Raw genomic sequence first — 15,440 nt, forward strand, 5'->3', positions numbered from 1 at the left:
AGCGAAGGAGGGGGCGGGCCGAATTCGGCCCGCCCCCTCCTCATGTTCGCGTGATCAGGCTCCGGCCATCGTCAGCTGCTTGATGACGATCTCCTTCTTGGGGTGGCCGTCGCCCTGCCCGTTGGAGTTGTCGCTGCCCGCCTTGGCAACCGCCTCGACGACGTCCATGCCCTTGGTGACCGTGCCGAGGACGGTGTAGTCGGGCGACAGCTCGGTGTCCTCGTAGACGATGAAGAACTGGCTGCCCGTGCTGCTCGGCGCGCTGGTCTTCGCCATCGCGATCGTGCCCTTCGGGTACGGCGGCTTGGCGTTTACCGGCAGGTTCTCCTCCGCGTAGCGGAAGCTGGGGCCGCCGGAGCCGTCGCTCTCGCGCCAGCCCTTGCCCGTCGCGGTCGGGTCGCCGCACTGGAGCACCTTGATGCCCTCGGTGGTGAGGCGGTGGCACTTGGTGTCGTTCCAGAACTGCTTGCTCGCCAGGTGGGTGAAGGCGCCCGCGGTGCAGGGTGCCTTGGACTGGTCGACGTCGGCGACGATCGTGCCGAGGTTGGTGTCCATGGTCAGCGTGGCCTTGCCGACGTTCGGCACGTTCGGCGGGGGAGTGCCGACGTCCTTGACCTTGGCCCCGCTGCTGCCGTCCTCCGGGATCCAGGTGCACGCGACGGTGCCGGCGGGGGGTGCCGCGGCGGTGTTGGTGTCCTTCTTGTCATCGTCGCCGAGCACGTTGATGATCCAGAAGGCCGCGCCGGCGATCACGAGGACCCCCAGAGTCGAGCCGATAATGGCCTGACGCTGCCGGCGCTTGCGCGCTGAGGCCGCGCGCTCGGCCATCTCCTTCTCCAGCCGGGCCCGCGCCGCCGCGCGCTGCCGGTCCTTGATCGACGACACGGTGTTCCTCCTGTATGCCTCGGTGCGGTGAGGGGTTATGTCGGGACGGGTCTGATCCGTGGAAATCAGGACTGGCGGGACGCCGAGGGGGCGGCCGACGGGACGACGGCGGGCTCGGCACTGGGCTCGCCGACGGTGATGCTCTGAACTGCGATCTTGTCCTTCGGGGTGACCTTGTCGCCCGCGGTGTTCGCCACGGTGGGGATCTTGCCGAGCTTGGTGACGGTCGCCATGCCCCCGGTGACCGTTCCGACGATCGGGTACTGCGGCTCCGTCTTCGGGGTGAAGTCCTTGTAGAAGATCAGGAACTGGCTGCCGTTGGAGCCGGGCGGATTGCCGATCATCGCCACGGTGCCCTTGGGGTAGAGCGGCGCGGCCGGCTTCGCGGCGGCGGCGCCCGCGGAGGCGCTCGGCTCGGGCGCGGGAGCCACCGGCATGTTCTCGCTGTAGACCGAGTACGACGGGCCGCCCTGACCCGTGCCGCTGGGGTCGCCGCAGCGGATCGCGCCCTCGGCGGTGATCTCGTGGCAGGTCGTGTTGTCGAAGAACTGCTTCGACGCCAGGTGGGTCAGGCTCGCGGCGCTGCACGGCGCGTTCGCCAGGTCCAGGCTGACCACGATCGGCTCGCCCTTGTCCGTGGTGATCGTCATCGGCCGGGTGCCGGTGATCGGGATGCCGGTGGTCGGCGGCTGGCCCACGTCCTTGAGCTCCGGGTTCGCCGTGGTGTTCTGCGGGGTCCACAGGCACTGCTCGGCGGCGCTGGTGTCGGCGGGCTCGTCGTCGTCGAAGGCACCGCCCAGCCACGCCACGCCACCCACGATCAACAGGAGCGCCAGGGCGGCACCGAGCCCGGCCTGGATCTGCCGGCGCCGGCGCTGCTTACCCGCCCGGCGTGCAAGCTGCCGGTCGAGCTTCTCGCGCGCCAGTTTCCGCGCCCTGTCCTTGCTGGAAGCCACGGAGCGCTCCCCTTCCTTAAACTCTTGTCGGTGCGCCACGCCACACGCCCGCAAGAGTGTACGGGTAGCCGCTGGGAATGTGGTGTGCGAGGTTCCGTCACGGTGTGTACCGTGCGTCCCACTAGGCTTGCGGGCGAAGACGGACCGCTAGAGAGGGGTGCGGAGTGCTCGTCACCGGCTTTCCGGCCGATGCCTTCGGCACCAACTGTTACGTGGTTGCCCCGGGCCCCGGCGAGCAGTGCCTGGTGGTCGACCCGGGCATCGGCGTGCTCGACCGCCTCGACGACGTGCTGGCCAAGCACCGCCTGCACCCGGCCGCGGTCCTGCTGACGCACGGGCACCTGGACCACACCTTCTCGGTCGCGCCCGTCTGCGGCGCCCGCGGGATCACGGCGTATGTGCACCCGGCCGACCGGGAGATGCTCGCCGACCCGGCCAAGGCGCTGAGCATGGACCTGAGCTCGTTGTTCGGCGGGCGGCTGCCGTACACCGAGCCCGACGACGTCGCCGAGCTGACCGACGGCATGACGCTGTCGCTGGCGGGGCTGGAGATCGTCGTCGACCACGCGCCCGGCCATACCGGCGGGTCGGTGCTCTTCCGGCTGCCCGGCGCGGGCTCACCGTGGGAGGCGGAGCAGATCTGCCTCTCCGGTGACGTGCTCTTCGCCGGCTCCATCGGGCGCACCGACCTGCCGGGCGGCAACACCGACACGATGCTGGCCAGCCTGCGGGACAAGATCCTGCCGCTGGCCGACGACACCGTCGTGCTGCCCGGCCACGGACCCGAAACCACGATCGGCCGCGAGCGCGTGGCGAACCCGTACCTGCGGGAACTGACCGCCGCGCCCGGCCGGGGCCTCTGAGACTTTTCCCGGCGAGGAGAACGAGCACCATGAGCAAGCCCACGCCCATTTCCGGCTTCCCGGAGTGGCTGCCCGCGCAGCGGATGATCGAGCAGAACGTCATCGAGCGGATCCGCGCGACCTTCGAGCTCTACGGCTTCGCGCCGCTGGACACCCGCGCCGTCGAGCCGCTCGACCAGTTGCTGCGCAAGGGCGAGACCTCCAAGGAGGTCTACGTCCTGCGCCGCCTGCAGGAGGACCCCGGTGCGCAGGGCGACGACTCGCTCGGCCTGCACTTCGACCTGACCGTGCCGTTCGCCCGGTTCGTGCTGGAGAACTCCGGCCGGTTGCAGTTCCCGTTCCGGCGCTACCAGATCCAGAAGGTCTGGCGCGGCGAGCGCCCGCAGGAGGGCCGCTACCGGGAGTTCATGCAGGCCGACATCGACGTCGTCGACCGCGACAACCTGCCGTTCCACTACGACACCGAGATGCCGCTGGTGATCGGGGACGCCTTCGCGTCGCTGCCCATCCCGCCGGTGACGATCCAGGTGAACAACCGCAAGGTCTGTGAGGGCTTCTACCGCGGCCTGGGCCTGGAGGATCCCGACCAGGTGCTGCGGACGATCGACAAGCTCGACAAGATCGGCCCGGACAAGGTGGCGGCTCTGCTCGTGGAGACCGCGGGTGCGACGGACGCGCAGGCGGCCGCCTGCCTGAAGCTGGCGGAGATCTCGACCGACGACACGTCGTTCGTCGACGCGGTCCGCGCGCTCGGCGTCGACAACCCGCTGCTGGACGAGGGCCTGGCGGAGCTGGCCGGCGTCGTCGACGCGGCGACCGAGTACGCGCCCGGGCTGGTCCGGGCGGAGCTGAAGATCGCCCGCGGGCTCGACTACTACACCGGCACGGTCTACGAGACCCAGATGCGGGGCTACGAGCGGTTCGGCTCGATCTGCTCCGGCGGCCGCTACGAGAACCTGGCGACGTCGGGCAACGAGCGCTTCCCGGGCGTGGGCATCTCGATCGGGGTGACCCGGATGCTCGGCCTGCTCTTCGGCCGCAACGCCCTCGGTGTCTCGCGCAGCGTGCCGACCTGCGTCGTGGTGGCGCTGCCGGCCGAGGAGCTGCGCCCGGTCTGCGACCGGATCGCACAGGCGCTGCGCCGCCGCGGCATCAGCACCGAGGTGGCGCCGTCGGCGGCGAAGTTCGGCAAGCAGATCCGCTTCGCCGAGCGGCGCGGCATCCCGTACGTCTGGTTCCCGGGTACGGACGGCGAGGCGGACACGATCAAGGACATCCGCTCGGGCGAGCAGGTGGAGGCGGACGCCGCCACCTGGCAGGCGCCGGCCGCGGACCTGCGCCCGCTGATCTCCGACGCCTGACCGCTCACCTGTTCTGACCGTCGGTGGACGGCCCGCACCCGCGGGCCGTCCACCGTTCTTTGCGCGCCTGATTTTCTACCACCTGGAAGAAATTGGTACCAGGGAACGCTTTCTGTCCCGTTACCGACCCAGAGTCCGTCGTGTGTGCTTAATGTCAGGTACGTGCTTTATGGGATAGAGATTCCGGGCCGCTTCCTGCGCCGGCCCGATGCGGAAGGCCGTCCGGCGGGTATCGCGCCATCGGTCTGCCGCCTCAGTTGATTTCTCGCTTCCCCCGGATACGACCACTCATTTGGAAGGCCTCACCGGTGGCAGTCGCACAGATACGGCGCGGGGCGGACTCGCAAGCCGCCGCACCCGCGCGGACAGTGGTGGATTACGTGCCGCTACCCCCGACCAATACAGAGAAGTACCTCTACTACGGCAAGCAGGGGCGCTGGATCTTCTGCGTGTTCCTGTGCGCCTTCGCCGGCGTCATGTACGGGATGTCCCGGCTGGCCGCGAACTCGGCGTGGACCAGCCTGCTCTACGAGCTGATCGCCCTCCAGGTCGTCGCCGTCTTCATCAGCCTGCTCTCCAGCACCCGCAAGCGCCGCGGCTCCCGGGCGGAGCACGAGGCCAAGGTGGCCGCGTACCGCCCGGAGGAGCATCCCTCGGTCGACGTCTTCCTGCCGTCCGCGGGCGAGCCGATGGCCATCCTGGAGAACACGTACCGCAATGTGATGCTCCTGGACTGGCCCGGCCGGCTCACCGTCTACGTCCTCGACGACTCGGCCCGCGAATCGGTGGCGGAGCTGGCCGCACGCTTCGACTTCCGCTATCTGACGCGTCCCAATCGCGGCGAGCTGAAGAAGGCCGGGAATTTGCGATATGGATACGAGAACTCCGACGGCGACCTGATTCACGTCTTCGACGCCGATTTCGCGCCGCGCGCCGATATGGTCCGCGAGCTGGCGCCGTACTTCGACGATCCGGCGGTCGGCATCGTCCAGTCGCCGCAATTCTTCGACGTACAGCAGGATCACTTCAATTGGCTGCAACGCTCCGCCGCCGCGACCCAGGAGATGTTCTACCGCTGGATTCAGCCGGCCCGTGACTCCGTCGACGCGGCCATCTGTGTCGGTACCAATGCGGTCTACCGCCGCAGCGCGTTGCAGCGGGCCGGCGGCTTCGCCCAGATCGGCCACAGCGAGGACGTGCACACCGGGGTGAACCTGTCGAAGGCCGGATTCCGGACACGCTACGTGCCGGTGAACCTGGCCAAGGGCGTGTGCCCGGACAACTTCGACGGCTTCGCCAACCAGCAGTACCGGTGGTGCACCGGCAGCATGAGCCTGCTGGCGGATCCGGGCTTCCACCGCTCGGCGCTGACCGTCAAGCAGAAGCTGTGCTTCTGGACTGGTTTCCTCTACTACATCACCACGGCCGTCGCGGCGTTCGCGAGTCAGCTACCGGCCGTCCTGATGCTGTGGTTCTTCCCGGACCAGATCCGTCCGCTCAACTACCTGCCGCTGATCGGCACGATCTTCGTGTGGTCGACGCTGATGCCCCGGGTCACTGACTACCGGTGGTCGCCGGCCGTCGTCCGGGTACAGATGCTCATCGGCTTCTGCCACGCCCTGGCCCTGTTCGACTTCCTCCGCGGCCGGACCGCCGCCTGGGTGCCGACCGGCGCCGCCAAGCGGACGCCGACCGCCCGCCGCGTGCTCCGTCTGCTCCGGGTCTGGCTCATCACCGCGCAGATCCTGACCTGGGTGGGCATCGTCGTGAGCATCAGGAACCACGGCCTGGCCCAGCTCTGGGCGACGGTGCTGTTCGCCGGCCCGATGCTGTACTTCGTCGGCCCGCTGCTGCTGGGCAACCGGGCGACGCCCGAGCGCCGGCCGGCGCCGGTGCCGGTGCCGCGGCCGATACCCGAGGCGCGCGGCACCGGTCTCTACGCGCCGCACGCGGCGTCATGACGCACACCACGATCGGCAGGCCCGATTCCCTGACCGCGGGGGAGGCCGTCGCCCAGGCCGCCCCGGCGAACACCGCGCCGGCGCCGCCGGCGTTCCGCCGCGACGTCGCGGGGCTGCGTGCCGTCGCGATCCTGCTGGTGGTCGGCCACCACGCCGGCCTCGGCTTCATCGACGGCCAGGCCGGCATCGACGTCTTCTTCGTGATCTCCGGCTTCCTCGTCACCGGCATCATGCTGCGCGGGCTGCGGCAGGACGGGCGGCTGTCGCTGCGCCGGTTCCATGCCCGGCGGGCACTGCGGCTGGTACCGGCCTCGACCGTGGTCGTACTCGGCGCGCTCGCCGCGGCCTGGCACTGGCTGCCGCCGGCGACCCGCGCGGCGACCGCCTGGGACGCGATCGCCGCCGCGACCTCGACAATGAACCTGCGGCTGGCGACGCAGGCCGCCGGCTCCGCCGAGCCGTCGGTGCTCCAGCACTTCTGGTCGCTGGGCCTGATCGCACAGTTCTACCTGGTCTGGCCCGTGCTCCTGTTCGTCGTCTCGCTGGCCTGGGCCCGGCGTGGCAGGCCCAGCACGGTCGCGGTGGCCGTGGCGCTGGCGGTGTGCGTGGCCGCCTCGCTCCAGCTCTGCCTGCGGCAGGCGGCCGCACACGACCCTTGGGCGTACTACGGCCTGCCGGCCCGGGCCTGGGAGTTCGCCCTCGGCGCGCTCGTCGCCCTGGCCGCTCACCGCCTCGCCCGGCTCGGACCCTGGTCGGCGGGCGTGCTGACCTGGCTGGGGCTGGGGGCGGTCGCGGTCTCCGCGTTCGCGCGGGTCCTGCCCGGGCCGGCCGCGGTCCTGCCGGTGCTGGGCACGGTTCTGGTGATCGCGGGCGGCTGCGCCCGGCCCGCCTGGGGCGCGCGCCGGCTCCTGCGGATCAAGCCGCTCCAGGAGCTCGGCCGGGTCTCCTTCAGCTGGTACCTGTGGCACTGGCCGCTGCTGGTCCTGGCGCCGTACGTGGTGGGGCATCCGCTGTCGGTGCCGGCCCGGCTTGCCCTGGTGGTCGTTGCCCTCGTGCCGGCGGCCATGTCGGTGGCGGCCGTGGAGAACCGGATCCGGCTGTACCACGGCCTGCGGTCGCGCCCGGGCCGGGCGCTCGCCCTCGGCGGCACGCTGACGGCCGCCGCCGCCGGCCTGGCGTTGCTCGCGCTCCAGCTGCCGGTACCGGTGGCCCGGGAGCCGCGGGCCGCGCCGACCGCGGCCGAGGTGCTGGCGTCCGGCGACTTCACCGTCGCGCAGTTGCAGCAGATCATCCGGGCCGGCGTCGGGCGCAGGGCGCTCCCCGCCGACCTCACGCCGGCGCTGTCCCGGGCGGGCGGCATCCCGCACGACGGGGGATGCCTGGCGCCGAGGGCCGTCACGCTCGTGTCGTACAACATGCGCCGGGGCTGCGAGCGGCACGGCGTGCCGACCAGCCGCAAGGTCGTCGTCCTGTTCGGCGACGCGCACGCGCAGCAGTGGTACGACGCCCTCGACGTGGTGGCACACAAGCGGGGCTGGCGCGTCGTCGTCTTCACCAAGGCCGACTGCGGTGCGGCGCTCGGCACGGTCAGCAGGGGCGACGGCACCGGCCCGTACGTCGAGTGCGACAGGTGGCGCCTGCGGGCGCTGGCCCGGATCAAGCGGCTGCGGCCGGCGATGGTGGTCATCTCCGGCCGGCACCGCGAGGGCAGCCCGCTGGACACCGTCAAGACCGCCGGTGTCGACCAGGACTGGGGTGAGGCCTGGGCCGAGTCGGTCGAGCGGATCCGGCGTACCGGTGCCGTGCCGGTCGTCATCCAGGACACCCCGGTCGCCCGCTTCGACGTGCCGCGCTGCCTGGCGGAGCATCCCCGGGCGATCACCCGGTGCAACCTCCAGGTGTTCGGCTCCCTGTCGCTGTCCAGGCTGCGCATCGTCCGCGCGATGACGCAGGTGCACGGGGCAACCGTCGTCGACACCGCCGCCTGGTTCTGCACGCCGACGGTGTGCCCGGCCGTCATCGGGAACACCGTCGTCTACCGCGACGACAGCAACCTGACGCCCGCCTTCTCACGGCGCCTCGGCGGCCTGCTGAACCAGGAACTCCCTCAATGAGCGAGGAGAATCGATGACCGACGCGCAAGTGTTGTCCCCGCCCGCACCGCAGATCGTCGCGCAGCGCCGGGCCGACGGGCACCAGGCCGAACCGGGCCGGCGGACCTGGTCCCCGGCGAGCAGCGCGCTGCTGTGCCTGCCGCCGGCGCTGCTCGCGCTGACCCTGTCGGTCGTCGGCATCGGCACGCGCAGCATGTGGAACGACGAGTACGCCACCTGGTACGCCTCGACCCTCGGCCTGCGCGACCTGGCCAAGCTGCTGAACAACGTCGACGCCGTGGTGGCGCCCTACTACCTGGCGCTGCACCTCTGGATCGACGTGTTCGGCGACTCCGAGGCCAGCCTGCGGATGCCGTCCGCGCTGGCGATGGCGGCCACCGCGGCGCTGACCGCCGCGCTGGGCCGCCGGCTGTTCGACACCGGCACCGGGCTGGCGGCTGGGCTGATCATGGCCGCGCTGCCCACGGCCACCCGCTACGGCCAGGAGGCCCGGCCGTACGCGTTCGCGATCGGCTTCGCGACGCTGGCCACCCTGCTGCTGTTGCGGGCGATCGAGCGGCCGACCTGGCGGCGCTGGTACTGGTACGGCGCCGGCGTCATCCTCGCCGGGCTGGTGCACATCGTGACCCTGACCGTCCTGCCGGCGCACGCCTTCTTCCTGTGGCGGGCGTTCCGTACCGGCGGCGACCTGCGGCTGCTGCGCTGGAGCGCCGGCGCCTGCCTCGCCGTGACGGTGGCGCTCCCGCTGGCGGCCAAGGGCTCGGACCAGTCGTCGGTCATCTCCTGGATCAGGGCCGACGCCACGGCGGTGATGACCCTGCCGGAGCGGATCTTCGGCTCCTGGCAGGTCGCCGTCGTGGTGCTCGCCGGGGCGCTGCTGGCGACGATCCTGCTCTGGCCGGTGCGGCGGGGGCCGATCGTCCTGCTGCTGTCCTGGGCGCTGTTCCCGCCGATCTTCTGCTACGTCACCTTCCCGATCCTGCACCTGTTCCTGCACCGCTACCTGCTCTTCACCGTGCCGGCGTGGGCGCTGCTCGCCGCCGCGCTCGGATTCGCGCTGGTCCGGTTCGCCGGCCCGGTCAGGGCGAGGATTCCGGTCTCGCTGAGCGCGCTGCTGGTGGTGGCCGCGGTGCTCGTGGTCGGCGGGCCGGGACAGCGCGCCGCCCGGCACAGCCCGGTGTACGGCGAGCCCGACTTCCGGGCCGCCGCCCGGGCGGTACTGGCCGCGGCCGCGCCCGGCGACGGCATCGTCTACGCCGGCGTCACCCGCAACGGCCGCCGGGCCTTCGACTACGAGACCCGGCAATCGGTGCTGCCCAGGGACGTGCTCGTCGAGCGGAGCTCGCAGCAGAACGGCACGTTCGGTGCGCAGGAGTGCGCCGATCCGGGCATCTGCGTCGGGGTGACCAAGCGCATCTGGCTGGTGTCACCGACCGACTCACACCTGGACCCGATGAACGGCATGCCGGGTCCCATCCAGGGCTTCCTGCTGACGGCGTACACCCTCAGCGAATTCCGGACGTTCGAGCACGTCCGCATCTTCGTGCTGAATCGCAAGGACGTGAACTGACATGACGATTCCCTATTCGCCGGGCGGATCCCTGCCCGGCGTCGCCGCCGCGGAGCCGCCCTCGGGCGAGCAGCGCCCGCGGCTGACGTTCCTGGGCACCGGATATCTCGGCGCCACCTACGCGGTCTGCTTCGCGGAGCTGGGCTACGAGGTACTCGGCTTCGACGTCGACGCCGCGAAGATCGCCACACTGGCCGGCGGCGTGGTGCCCTTCTTCGAACCGGGCCTCGACGAGATGCTCCAGCGCAATCTGGCCGCCGGGCGGCTGCGCTTCACCACCTCGTACCAGGAGACGGCCGACTTCGGCGACATCCATTTCATCTGCGTCGGCACCCCGCAGCGCGCCGGCGGGATGGGCGCCGACCTGTCGCATGTGGAGTCGGCGGTCACCGGGCTCGCCGCCCACCTGCGCCGCAAGGCGCTGATCGTCGGCAAGTCCACCGTGCCGGTCGGCACGGCGGAATGGGTGGAGCGCCTGGTGGACAAGCACGCGGACGCGGCGCTGGGCGTCGAGGTCGCCTGGTCGCCGGAGTTCCTCCAGGAGGGCTTCGCGGTGCAGGACGTCCTGCGGCCCAGCCGGGTCGTCGTCGGCGTCCGCAGCGACTGGGCCGGCGCCATGCTGTACGCCGCGCACGGCGGCATCTTCGACCTGGCCGTCACCGAGGACCGCGAGGTGCCCGTCGTGGTGACCGACTTCGCCACCGCCGAGCTGGTCAAGGTGGCGGCGAACGCGTTCCTGGCCACCAAGATCTCGTTCATCAACGCGATGGCGGAGGTCTGCGAGGTCGCCGGGGGCGACGTCACCCAGCTGTCCCGGGCGATCGGCTACGACCCGCGGATCGGCAGCCGCTTCCTGCACGCCGGCGTCGGCTTCGGCGGCGGCTGCCTGCCCAAGGACATCCGGGCCTTCCAGGCCCGGGCTCAGGAGCTGGGCGCGGGCGAGGCGCTGCGCTTCCTGCACGAGGTCGATCTGATCAACCAGCGCCGCCGCGGCCGGGTGGTCCAGCTCGCCGCCGAGCTGCTCGGCTGCCCGGCGGGGCCGGTCGGGCCGTACTTCGACGACGCCCGCGTCGCGGTGCTCGGCGCGACGTTCAAGCCCCATTCCGACGACGTACGCGACGCGCCCGCGCTCGCCATCGCGGCGGCCCTGGCCCGGGCCGGCGCCGAGGTGCACGTGCACGACCCGCAGGGCATGCCGAACGCCGCCCGCGCGCAACCGCAGTTGATCTTCGAGGATTCCCTCGACGACGCGGTACGCGGTGCCGATCTGGTCTGTGTCCTGACCGAGTGGGCGGAGTTCCGCACCGCGGACCCGGCACATCTCGGCCGGCTCGTCGCCGCCCGGCGGGTGATCGACGGCCGCAACTGCCTCGACGCCGCGGCCTGGCGCGCGGCCGGCTGGCAGTACCGCGGCATGGGCAGCCGGGCGGGAGAGGCCGAGGCCGCCGCGCCGGTGTATCGCCCGCCGACGCCCCGGCCCGCTACCGCGCCGGTTGCGGCTGGGTAGCCAAGCGGCCCTGCCGTGCGGCGGGGGAGAGGTCCGGCCGAACTAGCTCTTTGTGACGGAACCACGCGGGACCTCGATCAGCCGCCGCAGCCTGGTCGGCGGCGCGGTCGGCGCCGCCGCCACCGGCCTGATCGCGGCCGTGCCGGCGCCGGCCGGTGCCGCCACCGTCCGCCGGGCCGCCGACTACGTCGCGGCGGACGCCGGACTGCACCTGCTGCGCCGCGCCACGTACGGGCCGACGGCCGCCTCCGTCGCCGAGATCCGCCGGCTCGGCGTGACGAAGTGGCTCGACCGGCAGCTCAGCCCGGCCGGCATCCCCGACGCCGCCTGCGACGCGCTGATGTCCCGCTTTCCCCTGATCGGCCTCTCCATCGACGAGATCCGCTCCGGGGTCCGTGCGGGCACCACGCGGTACGGCTGGGACACGATGCTCCAGCTGGGCTTCGCCACCACCGCCCGGGCCGTCTGGAGCGAGCGGCAGCTGTTCGAGGTGATGGTCGACTTCTGGTCCAACCACCTCAACGTCACAAACCCGTCCGCCGACGTCTGGGACAACCGGCACGACTACGACCGGACCGTGATCCGGCAGCACACGTTCGGCCGCTTCGCCGACATGCTCAAGGCCGCCGCCCGGCACCCGGCGATGCTCACCTACCTGGACAACCGCTTCTCCACCCGTACGGCGCCGAACGAGAACTACGGCCGCGAGCTGCTCGAGCTGCACACCGTCGGGCTGGGCTACAAGGAGTCCGACGTCAGGAACGCCGCCCGGCTGCTGACCGGCCTGACCGTCGACTGGGACACCGGCCGGTACCGGTACAGCGCCGGCTCGCACGCCACCGGCCCGGTGACGGTGCTCGGTTTCCGGCACGCCAACGCGACGGCCGCGGGCGGCGAGAAGGCGGCGCTGGCGCTGCTCGACCACCTGGCGCTGCACCCCGCGACCGCCCGGCGCATCGCCACCAAGCTGGCCGTCCGGTTCGTCTCGGACAACCCGCCGGCCTCGCTCGTGACCAAGCTGGCCAAGGTCTACCTCGACAAGCGGTCGGCCATCGTCCCGGTGCTGCGGGCGCTGTTCACCTCGGCCGAGTTCCGCGCGTCCGCCGGCCAGAAGGTCCGCACCCCGTACGAGGACATCGTCGCGACGGTGCGCGCGGTCGGCTACGGGCCGGACGCGTCGGGTACCGCGGGCATCGAGTCGCTCTACTGGCTGATCAACTCGGCGGGGCAGGCGCCGATGGCCTGGGCTCCACCGAACGGGTACCCGGACGTCGCCGCGGCCTGGGCGTCGCCGGGCGGGATGCTGGCCAGGTGGAACGCGCACCTGCACATCGTCGCGGGGTACCGCCCGAAGGAGTTCCAGCGCCCGCGGAACCTGGCCGGTGAGCTGGTCGGCAAGCTGCCCGCCACCTACGGCGCCCTTGTCGACGCCCTCGCCCGGCGGCTGTTCGGGCGCACCCTGCCGGCGGAGCACGCGGCGGCGATGACGGCCTACTTCGACAAGGCGCCCACGTCGGCGCTCGGGTCCGCGGATGCCGCCGTCGGCTGGAAGTTTCCCCAGCTCGTGGCCCTGATGTTAAATTCACCCTACTTTGCGGCGAGGTGACCTCAATGCCCGACTTGAGCGGTGGCTGCGCGGACGATCATCGGACGACGATGTCGCGTCGCCGGATTCTGGGCAGTGCCGCCGCCGCCGGCGCGGCGGGCGCGGTCGCCGGTCTCGCCGGTGACCTGCTCTCCACCCAGATGGCCTTCGCCGCCGGCAGGTACAACGGGGATGTGCTGGTGGTGCTGTCGCTGCGCGGCGGCTTCGACGGCCTGTCGGCCATCGTGCCCGCCGGGGACCCGGCCTACTACGCGGCCCGGCCCGGCATCGCGGTGCCGAAGTCCCAGCTCATCGGCGGCGACACCCGTTTCGGCCTGCACCCGGCGCTCGCGCCGCTGCTGCCGTTCTGGAAGGCCGGCACGTTCGGCGCGATACAGGCCGCGGGCCAGCCCGCGCCGAACCGCTCGCACTTCTCCGCGATGGAGAACCTGGAGCGGGCCGCGCCCGGCTCGAGCCTGCGTACCGGCTGGCTCGACCGGATGCTCGGCGGCCTCGGCGCGACGAGCCCCTTCAACGGCGTCTCCGTCGGCGGCATGATGCCGTCGCGGGCGATGGCCGGGCCGGTTCCCACCCTGGGCATGAAGTCGATCGACGACTTCGCGCTCTACGGCGACCAGGAGGGCCAGCCGATGGCGGCCACCCTGGCCAAGCTGTACGCCGGCGCGCCGACCGTACTGAGCGCGCCCGCCCGGCAGGTGACGAGCTCCCTGGTGACGGCGAAGGCGCTGGCGGCCAAGCCGTACCAGCCGGCCGGCGGCGCGGCCTACCCGGACGACACCCTCGGCCGGGCGCTGCGCGACGTCGCCCGGCTGATCAAGGGGAACACCGGGCTGATGTCCGCCTGTGTCGACTCCGGCGACTGGGACATGCACGAGAACCTCGGCGCGGCCGTCGCCGGCAAGCGGATGCACGACAAGCTGGCCAAGCTGGCCGAGGCGCTCGCCGCGTTCGCCACCGACCTAGGTCCCGCCGGCCTGAACCGCGTCACCCTGGTGACGGTCAGCGAGTTCGGGCGGCGGGTGCGCGAGAACGGCTCCGGCGGCCTCGACCACGGGTACGGCAACGCGATGATGCTGCTGGGCGGCGGCGTGGTCGGCGGCAAGGTGCACGGTCGCTGGCCCGGGCTGGACGAGCGCCGGCTTGTCGACGGCGACCTCGCCGTCACCACGGACTACCGGGCGGTCATCGCCGAGATCCTGCGCGAGCGCTGCGGCCTGGCCAACACCCGTTCGGTGTTCCCGGACGTCAGGACGACGAACTCCGGGGTCGTGCGTCCCCGCTGAGGTGGCTGTGAGATGTCGTTAACGCATTGGACATGCGCCGACACGCTCCGTGAAACGCCGCGTTCCTAACTTTCGGGGCACCATCCCGCGGGCGAAGGGACAGTCCCCCATGGCACCTGGCAAGTGGACCACCACCTTGTTGACAATGCTCTCCGCATCCCTCCTGCTGACCGGCTGTGCGGACGATCCGTCGCAAGGGGGCGGTTCCTCGGGCGACACCATCAAGGTCGGCGTCCTGCACTCCCTCAGCGGCACGATGGCCATCAGCGAGGTGACCGTCCGCGACTCCGAACTGCTCGCCATCGAGGAGGTCAACGCCGCCGGTGGCGTGCTCGGCAAGAAGCTCGAACCGGTCGTCGAGGACGGCGCCTCGGACTGGCCGACCTTCGCCGAGAAGGCCCAGAAGCTGATCAACGAGGACAAGGTCGCCACCACGTTCGGCGGCTGGACCTCGGCCAGCCGCAAGGCGATGCTCCCGGTCTTCGAGCGCAACAAGGCCCTGCTCTGGTACCCGGTGCAGTACGAGGGGCTGGAGAGCTCGCCGTACATCTTCTACACCGGCGCCACCACCAACCAGCAGATCGTCCCCGCCCTGGACTACCTCAAGGAGCAGGGCCGCAAGTCGGTCTTCCTGGTCGGCAGCGACTACGTCTTCCCGCGCACCGCAAACAAGATCATCAAGGCGTACGCCGAGGCGAACGGCATGTCCGTCGTCGGCGAGGAGTACACCCCGCTCGGCAACACCGAGTACTCGACGATCGTCAACAAGCTCGGCCAGGCCAAGCCCGACGTCGTCTTCAACACGCTCAACGGCGACAGCAACGTCGCGTTCTTCAAGCAGCTGCGCAGCGCGGGCTTCACCGACAAGACGATGCCGACCGTCTCGGTGAGCGTCGCCGAGGAGGAGGTCGGCGGCATCGGCCCGGAGAACATCGCCGGTCACCTGGTGGCGTGGAACTACTACCAGACCACCGAGGGCGCGACGAACACCGAGTTCGTGAAGGCGTACAAGGCCAAGTACGGCGCCACCAAGGTCACCTCCGACCCGATGGAGGCCGGCTACAACGCGGTCAAGCTCTGGGCGGCGGCGGCCACCAAGGCGGGCAGCGTCGAGGTCGAGGCGGTCAAGAAGGCGGCCGGGGGCATCGCGCTCGACCTGCCCGAGGGCAAGGTCACGATCGACGGCGAGAACCAGCACGTCTACAAGACCGCGCGGATCGGCCTGATCCAGCCGGACGGCCAGATCAAGGAGGTGTGGAACTCCGGGCAGCCCGTGAAGCCGGACCCGTACCTCAAGGGCTATCCGTGGGCCGCCGGACTGGCGTCCTGAAACA

General features: G+C 71.3%; 10 protein-coding genes and 1 pseudogene. 9 read left to right on the plus strand and 2 right to left on the minus strand.

Annotated elements, in window-relative coordinates; all coding sequences use genetic code 11:
* Positions 1–54: 54 nt before the first annotated feature.
* Positions 55–885 carry a peptidylprolyl isomerase gene (locus BJ971_RS08810; RefSeq protein ID WP_184991471.1) on the minus strand — a complete coding sequence of 277 codons (831 nt, stop codon included), beginning with the start codon at positions 883–885 and terminating at the stop codon, positions 55–57.
* Positions 886–950: 65 nt separating this feature from the next.
* Positions 951–1,841: a peptidylprolyl isomerase gene (locus BJ971_RS08815; RefSeq protein ID WP_184991473.1), complete on the minus strand. Its 891-nt coding sequence runs from the start codon at positions 1,839–1,841 to the stop codon at positions 951–953.
* A 164-nt stretch (positions 1,842–2,005) separates the two neighbouring features.
* On the opposite strand from BJ971_RS08815, the gene BJ971_RS08820 reads away from it, so the two are divergent.
* From BJ971_RS08820 to urtA, 9 genes and pseudogenes are all read left to right on the plus strand, one after another.
* Positions 2,006–2,704, plus strand: coding sequence for an MBL fold metallo-hydrolase (locus tag BJ971_RS08820; protein ID WP_184991475.1), 699 nt, complete (start codon positions 2,006–2,008; stop codon positions 2,702–2,704).
* A gap of 29 nt (positions 2,705–2,733) precedes the next feature.
* Positions 2,734–4,065: a histidine--tRNA ligase gene (gene hisS, locus BJ971_RS08825; RefSeq protein WP_184991477.1), complete on the plus strand. Its 1,332-nt coding sequence runs from the start codon at positions 2,734–2,736 to the stop codon at positions 4,063–4,065.
* Between the two features lie 380 nt (positions 4,066–4,445).
* Positions 4,446–6,026 carry a glycosyltransferase family 2 protein gene (locus BJ971_RS08830; protein WP_184991479.1) on the plus strand — a complete coding sequence of 527 codons (1,581 nt, stop codon included), beginning with the start codon at positions 4,446–4,448 and terminating at the stop codon, positions 6,024–6,026.
* Positions 6,023–8,140 (plus strand): acyltransferase family protein, encoded by a 2,118-nt coding sequence (locus BJ971_RS08835; protein ID WP_184991481.1) that lies wholly within the window; start codon positions 6,023–6,025, stop codon positions 8,138–8,140. Before BJ971_RS08830 ends, BJ971_RS08835 begins: the two co-directional genes overlap by 4 nt.
* Before the next feature lie 13 nt (positions 8,141–8,153).
* A complete protein-coding gene (locus BJ971_RS08840) occupies positions 8,154–9,710 on the plus strand; it encodes a glycosyltransferase family 39 protein (RefSeq protein ID WP_184991483.1) in 1,557 nt (518 codons plus the stop codon).
* Position 9,711: 1 nt separating this feature from the next.
* Positions 9,712–11,130 (plus strand): annotated as a pseudogene (locus BJ971_RS08845) (UDP-glucose dehydrogenase family protein); the annotation flags it as partial.
* A gap of 139 nt (positions 11,131–11,269) precedes the next feature.
* Complete coding sequence (locus BJ971_RS08850) at positions 11,270–12,823, plus strand: DUF1800 domain-containing protein (RefSeq protein WP_184991485.1); 1,554 nt, start codon at positions 11,270–11,272, stop codon at positions 12,821–12,823.
* 5 nt (positions 12,824–12,828) lie between these two features.
* Positions 12,829–14,106: a DUF1501 domain-containing protein gene (locus BJ971_RS08855; RefSeq protein ID WP_184991486.1), complete on the plus strand. Its 1,278-nt coding sequence runs from the start codon at positions 12,829–12,831 to the stop codon at positions 14,104–14,106.
* Positions 14,107–14,251: 145 nt separating this feature from the next.
* Positions 14,252–15,436 carry an urea ABC transporter substrate-binding protein gene (gene urtA, locus BJ971_RS08860; protein WP_239087332.1) on the plus strand — a complete coding sequence of 395 codons (1,185 nt, stop codon included), beginning with the start codon at positions 14,252–14,254 and terminating at the stop codon, positions 15,434–15,436.
* Positions 15,437–15,440: the final 4 nt, after the last annotated feature.

This window comes from Amorphoplanes digitatis, assembly GCF_014205335.1.
GTDB lineage: Bacteria > Actinomycetota > Actinomycetes > Mycobacteriales > Micromonosporaceae > Actinoplanes > Actinoplanes digitatus.

Coding starts and splice junctions, on each gene's coding strand:
- hisS (WP_184991477.1), top strand. CDS start 2,734: ATGAGCAAGCCCACGCCCATTTCCGGCTTCCCGGAGTGGCTGCCCGCG.
- BJ971_RS08835 (WP_184991481.1), top strand. CDS start 6,023: ATGACGCACACCACGATCGGCAGGCCCGATTCCCTGACCGCGGGGGAG.
- BJ971_RS08840 (WP_184991483.1), top strand. CDS start 8,154: ATGACCGACGCGCAAGTGTTGTCCCCGCCCGCACCGCAGATCGTCGCG.
- BJ971_RS08855 (WP_184991486.1), top strand. CDS start 12,829: ATGCCCGACTTGAGCGGTGGCTGCGCGGACGATCATCGGACGACGATG.
- urtA (WP_239087332.1), top strand. CDS start 14,252: ATGCTCTCCGCATCCCTCCTGCTGACCGGCTGTGCGGACGATCCGTCG.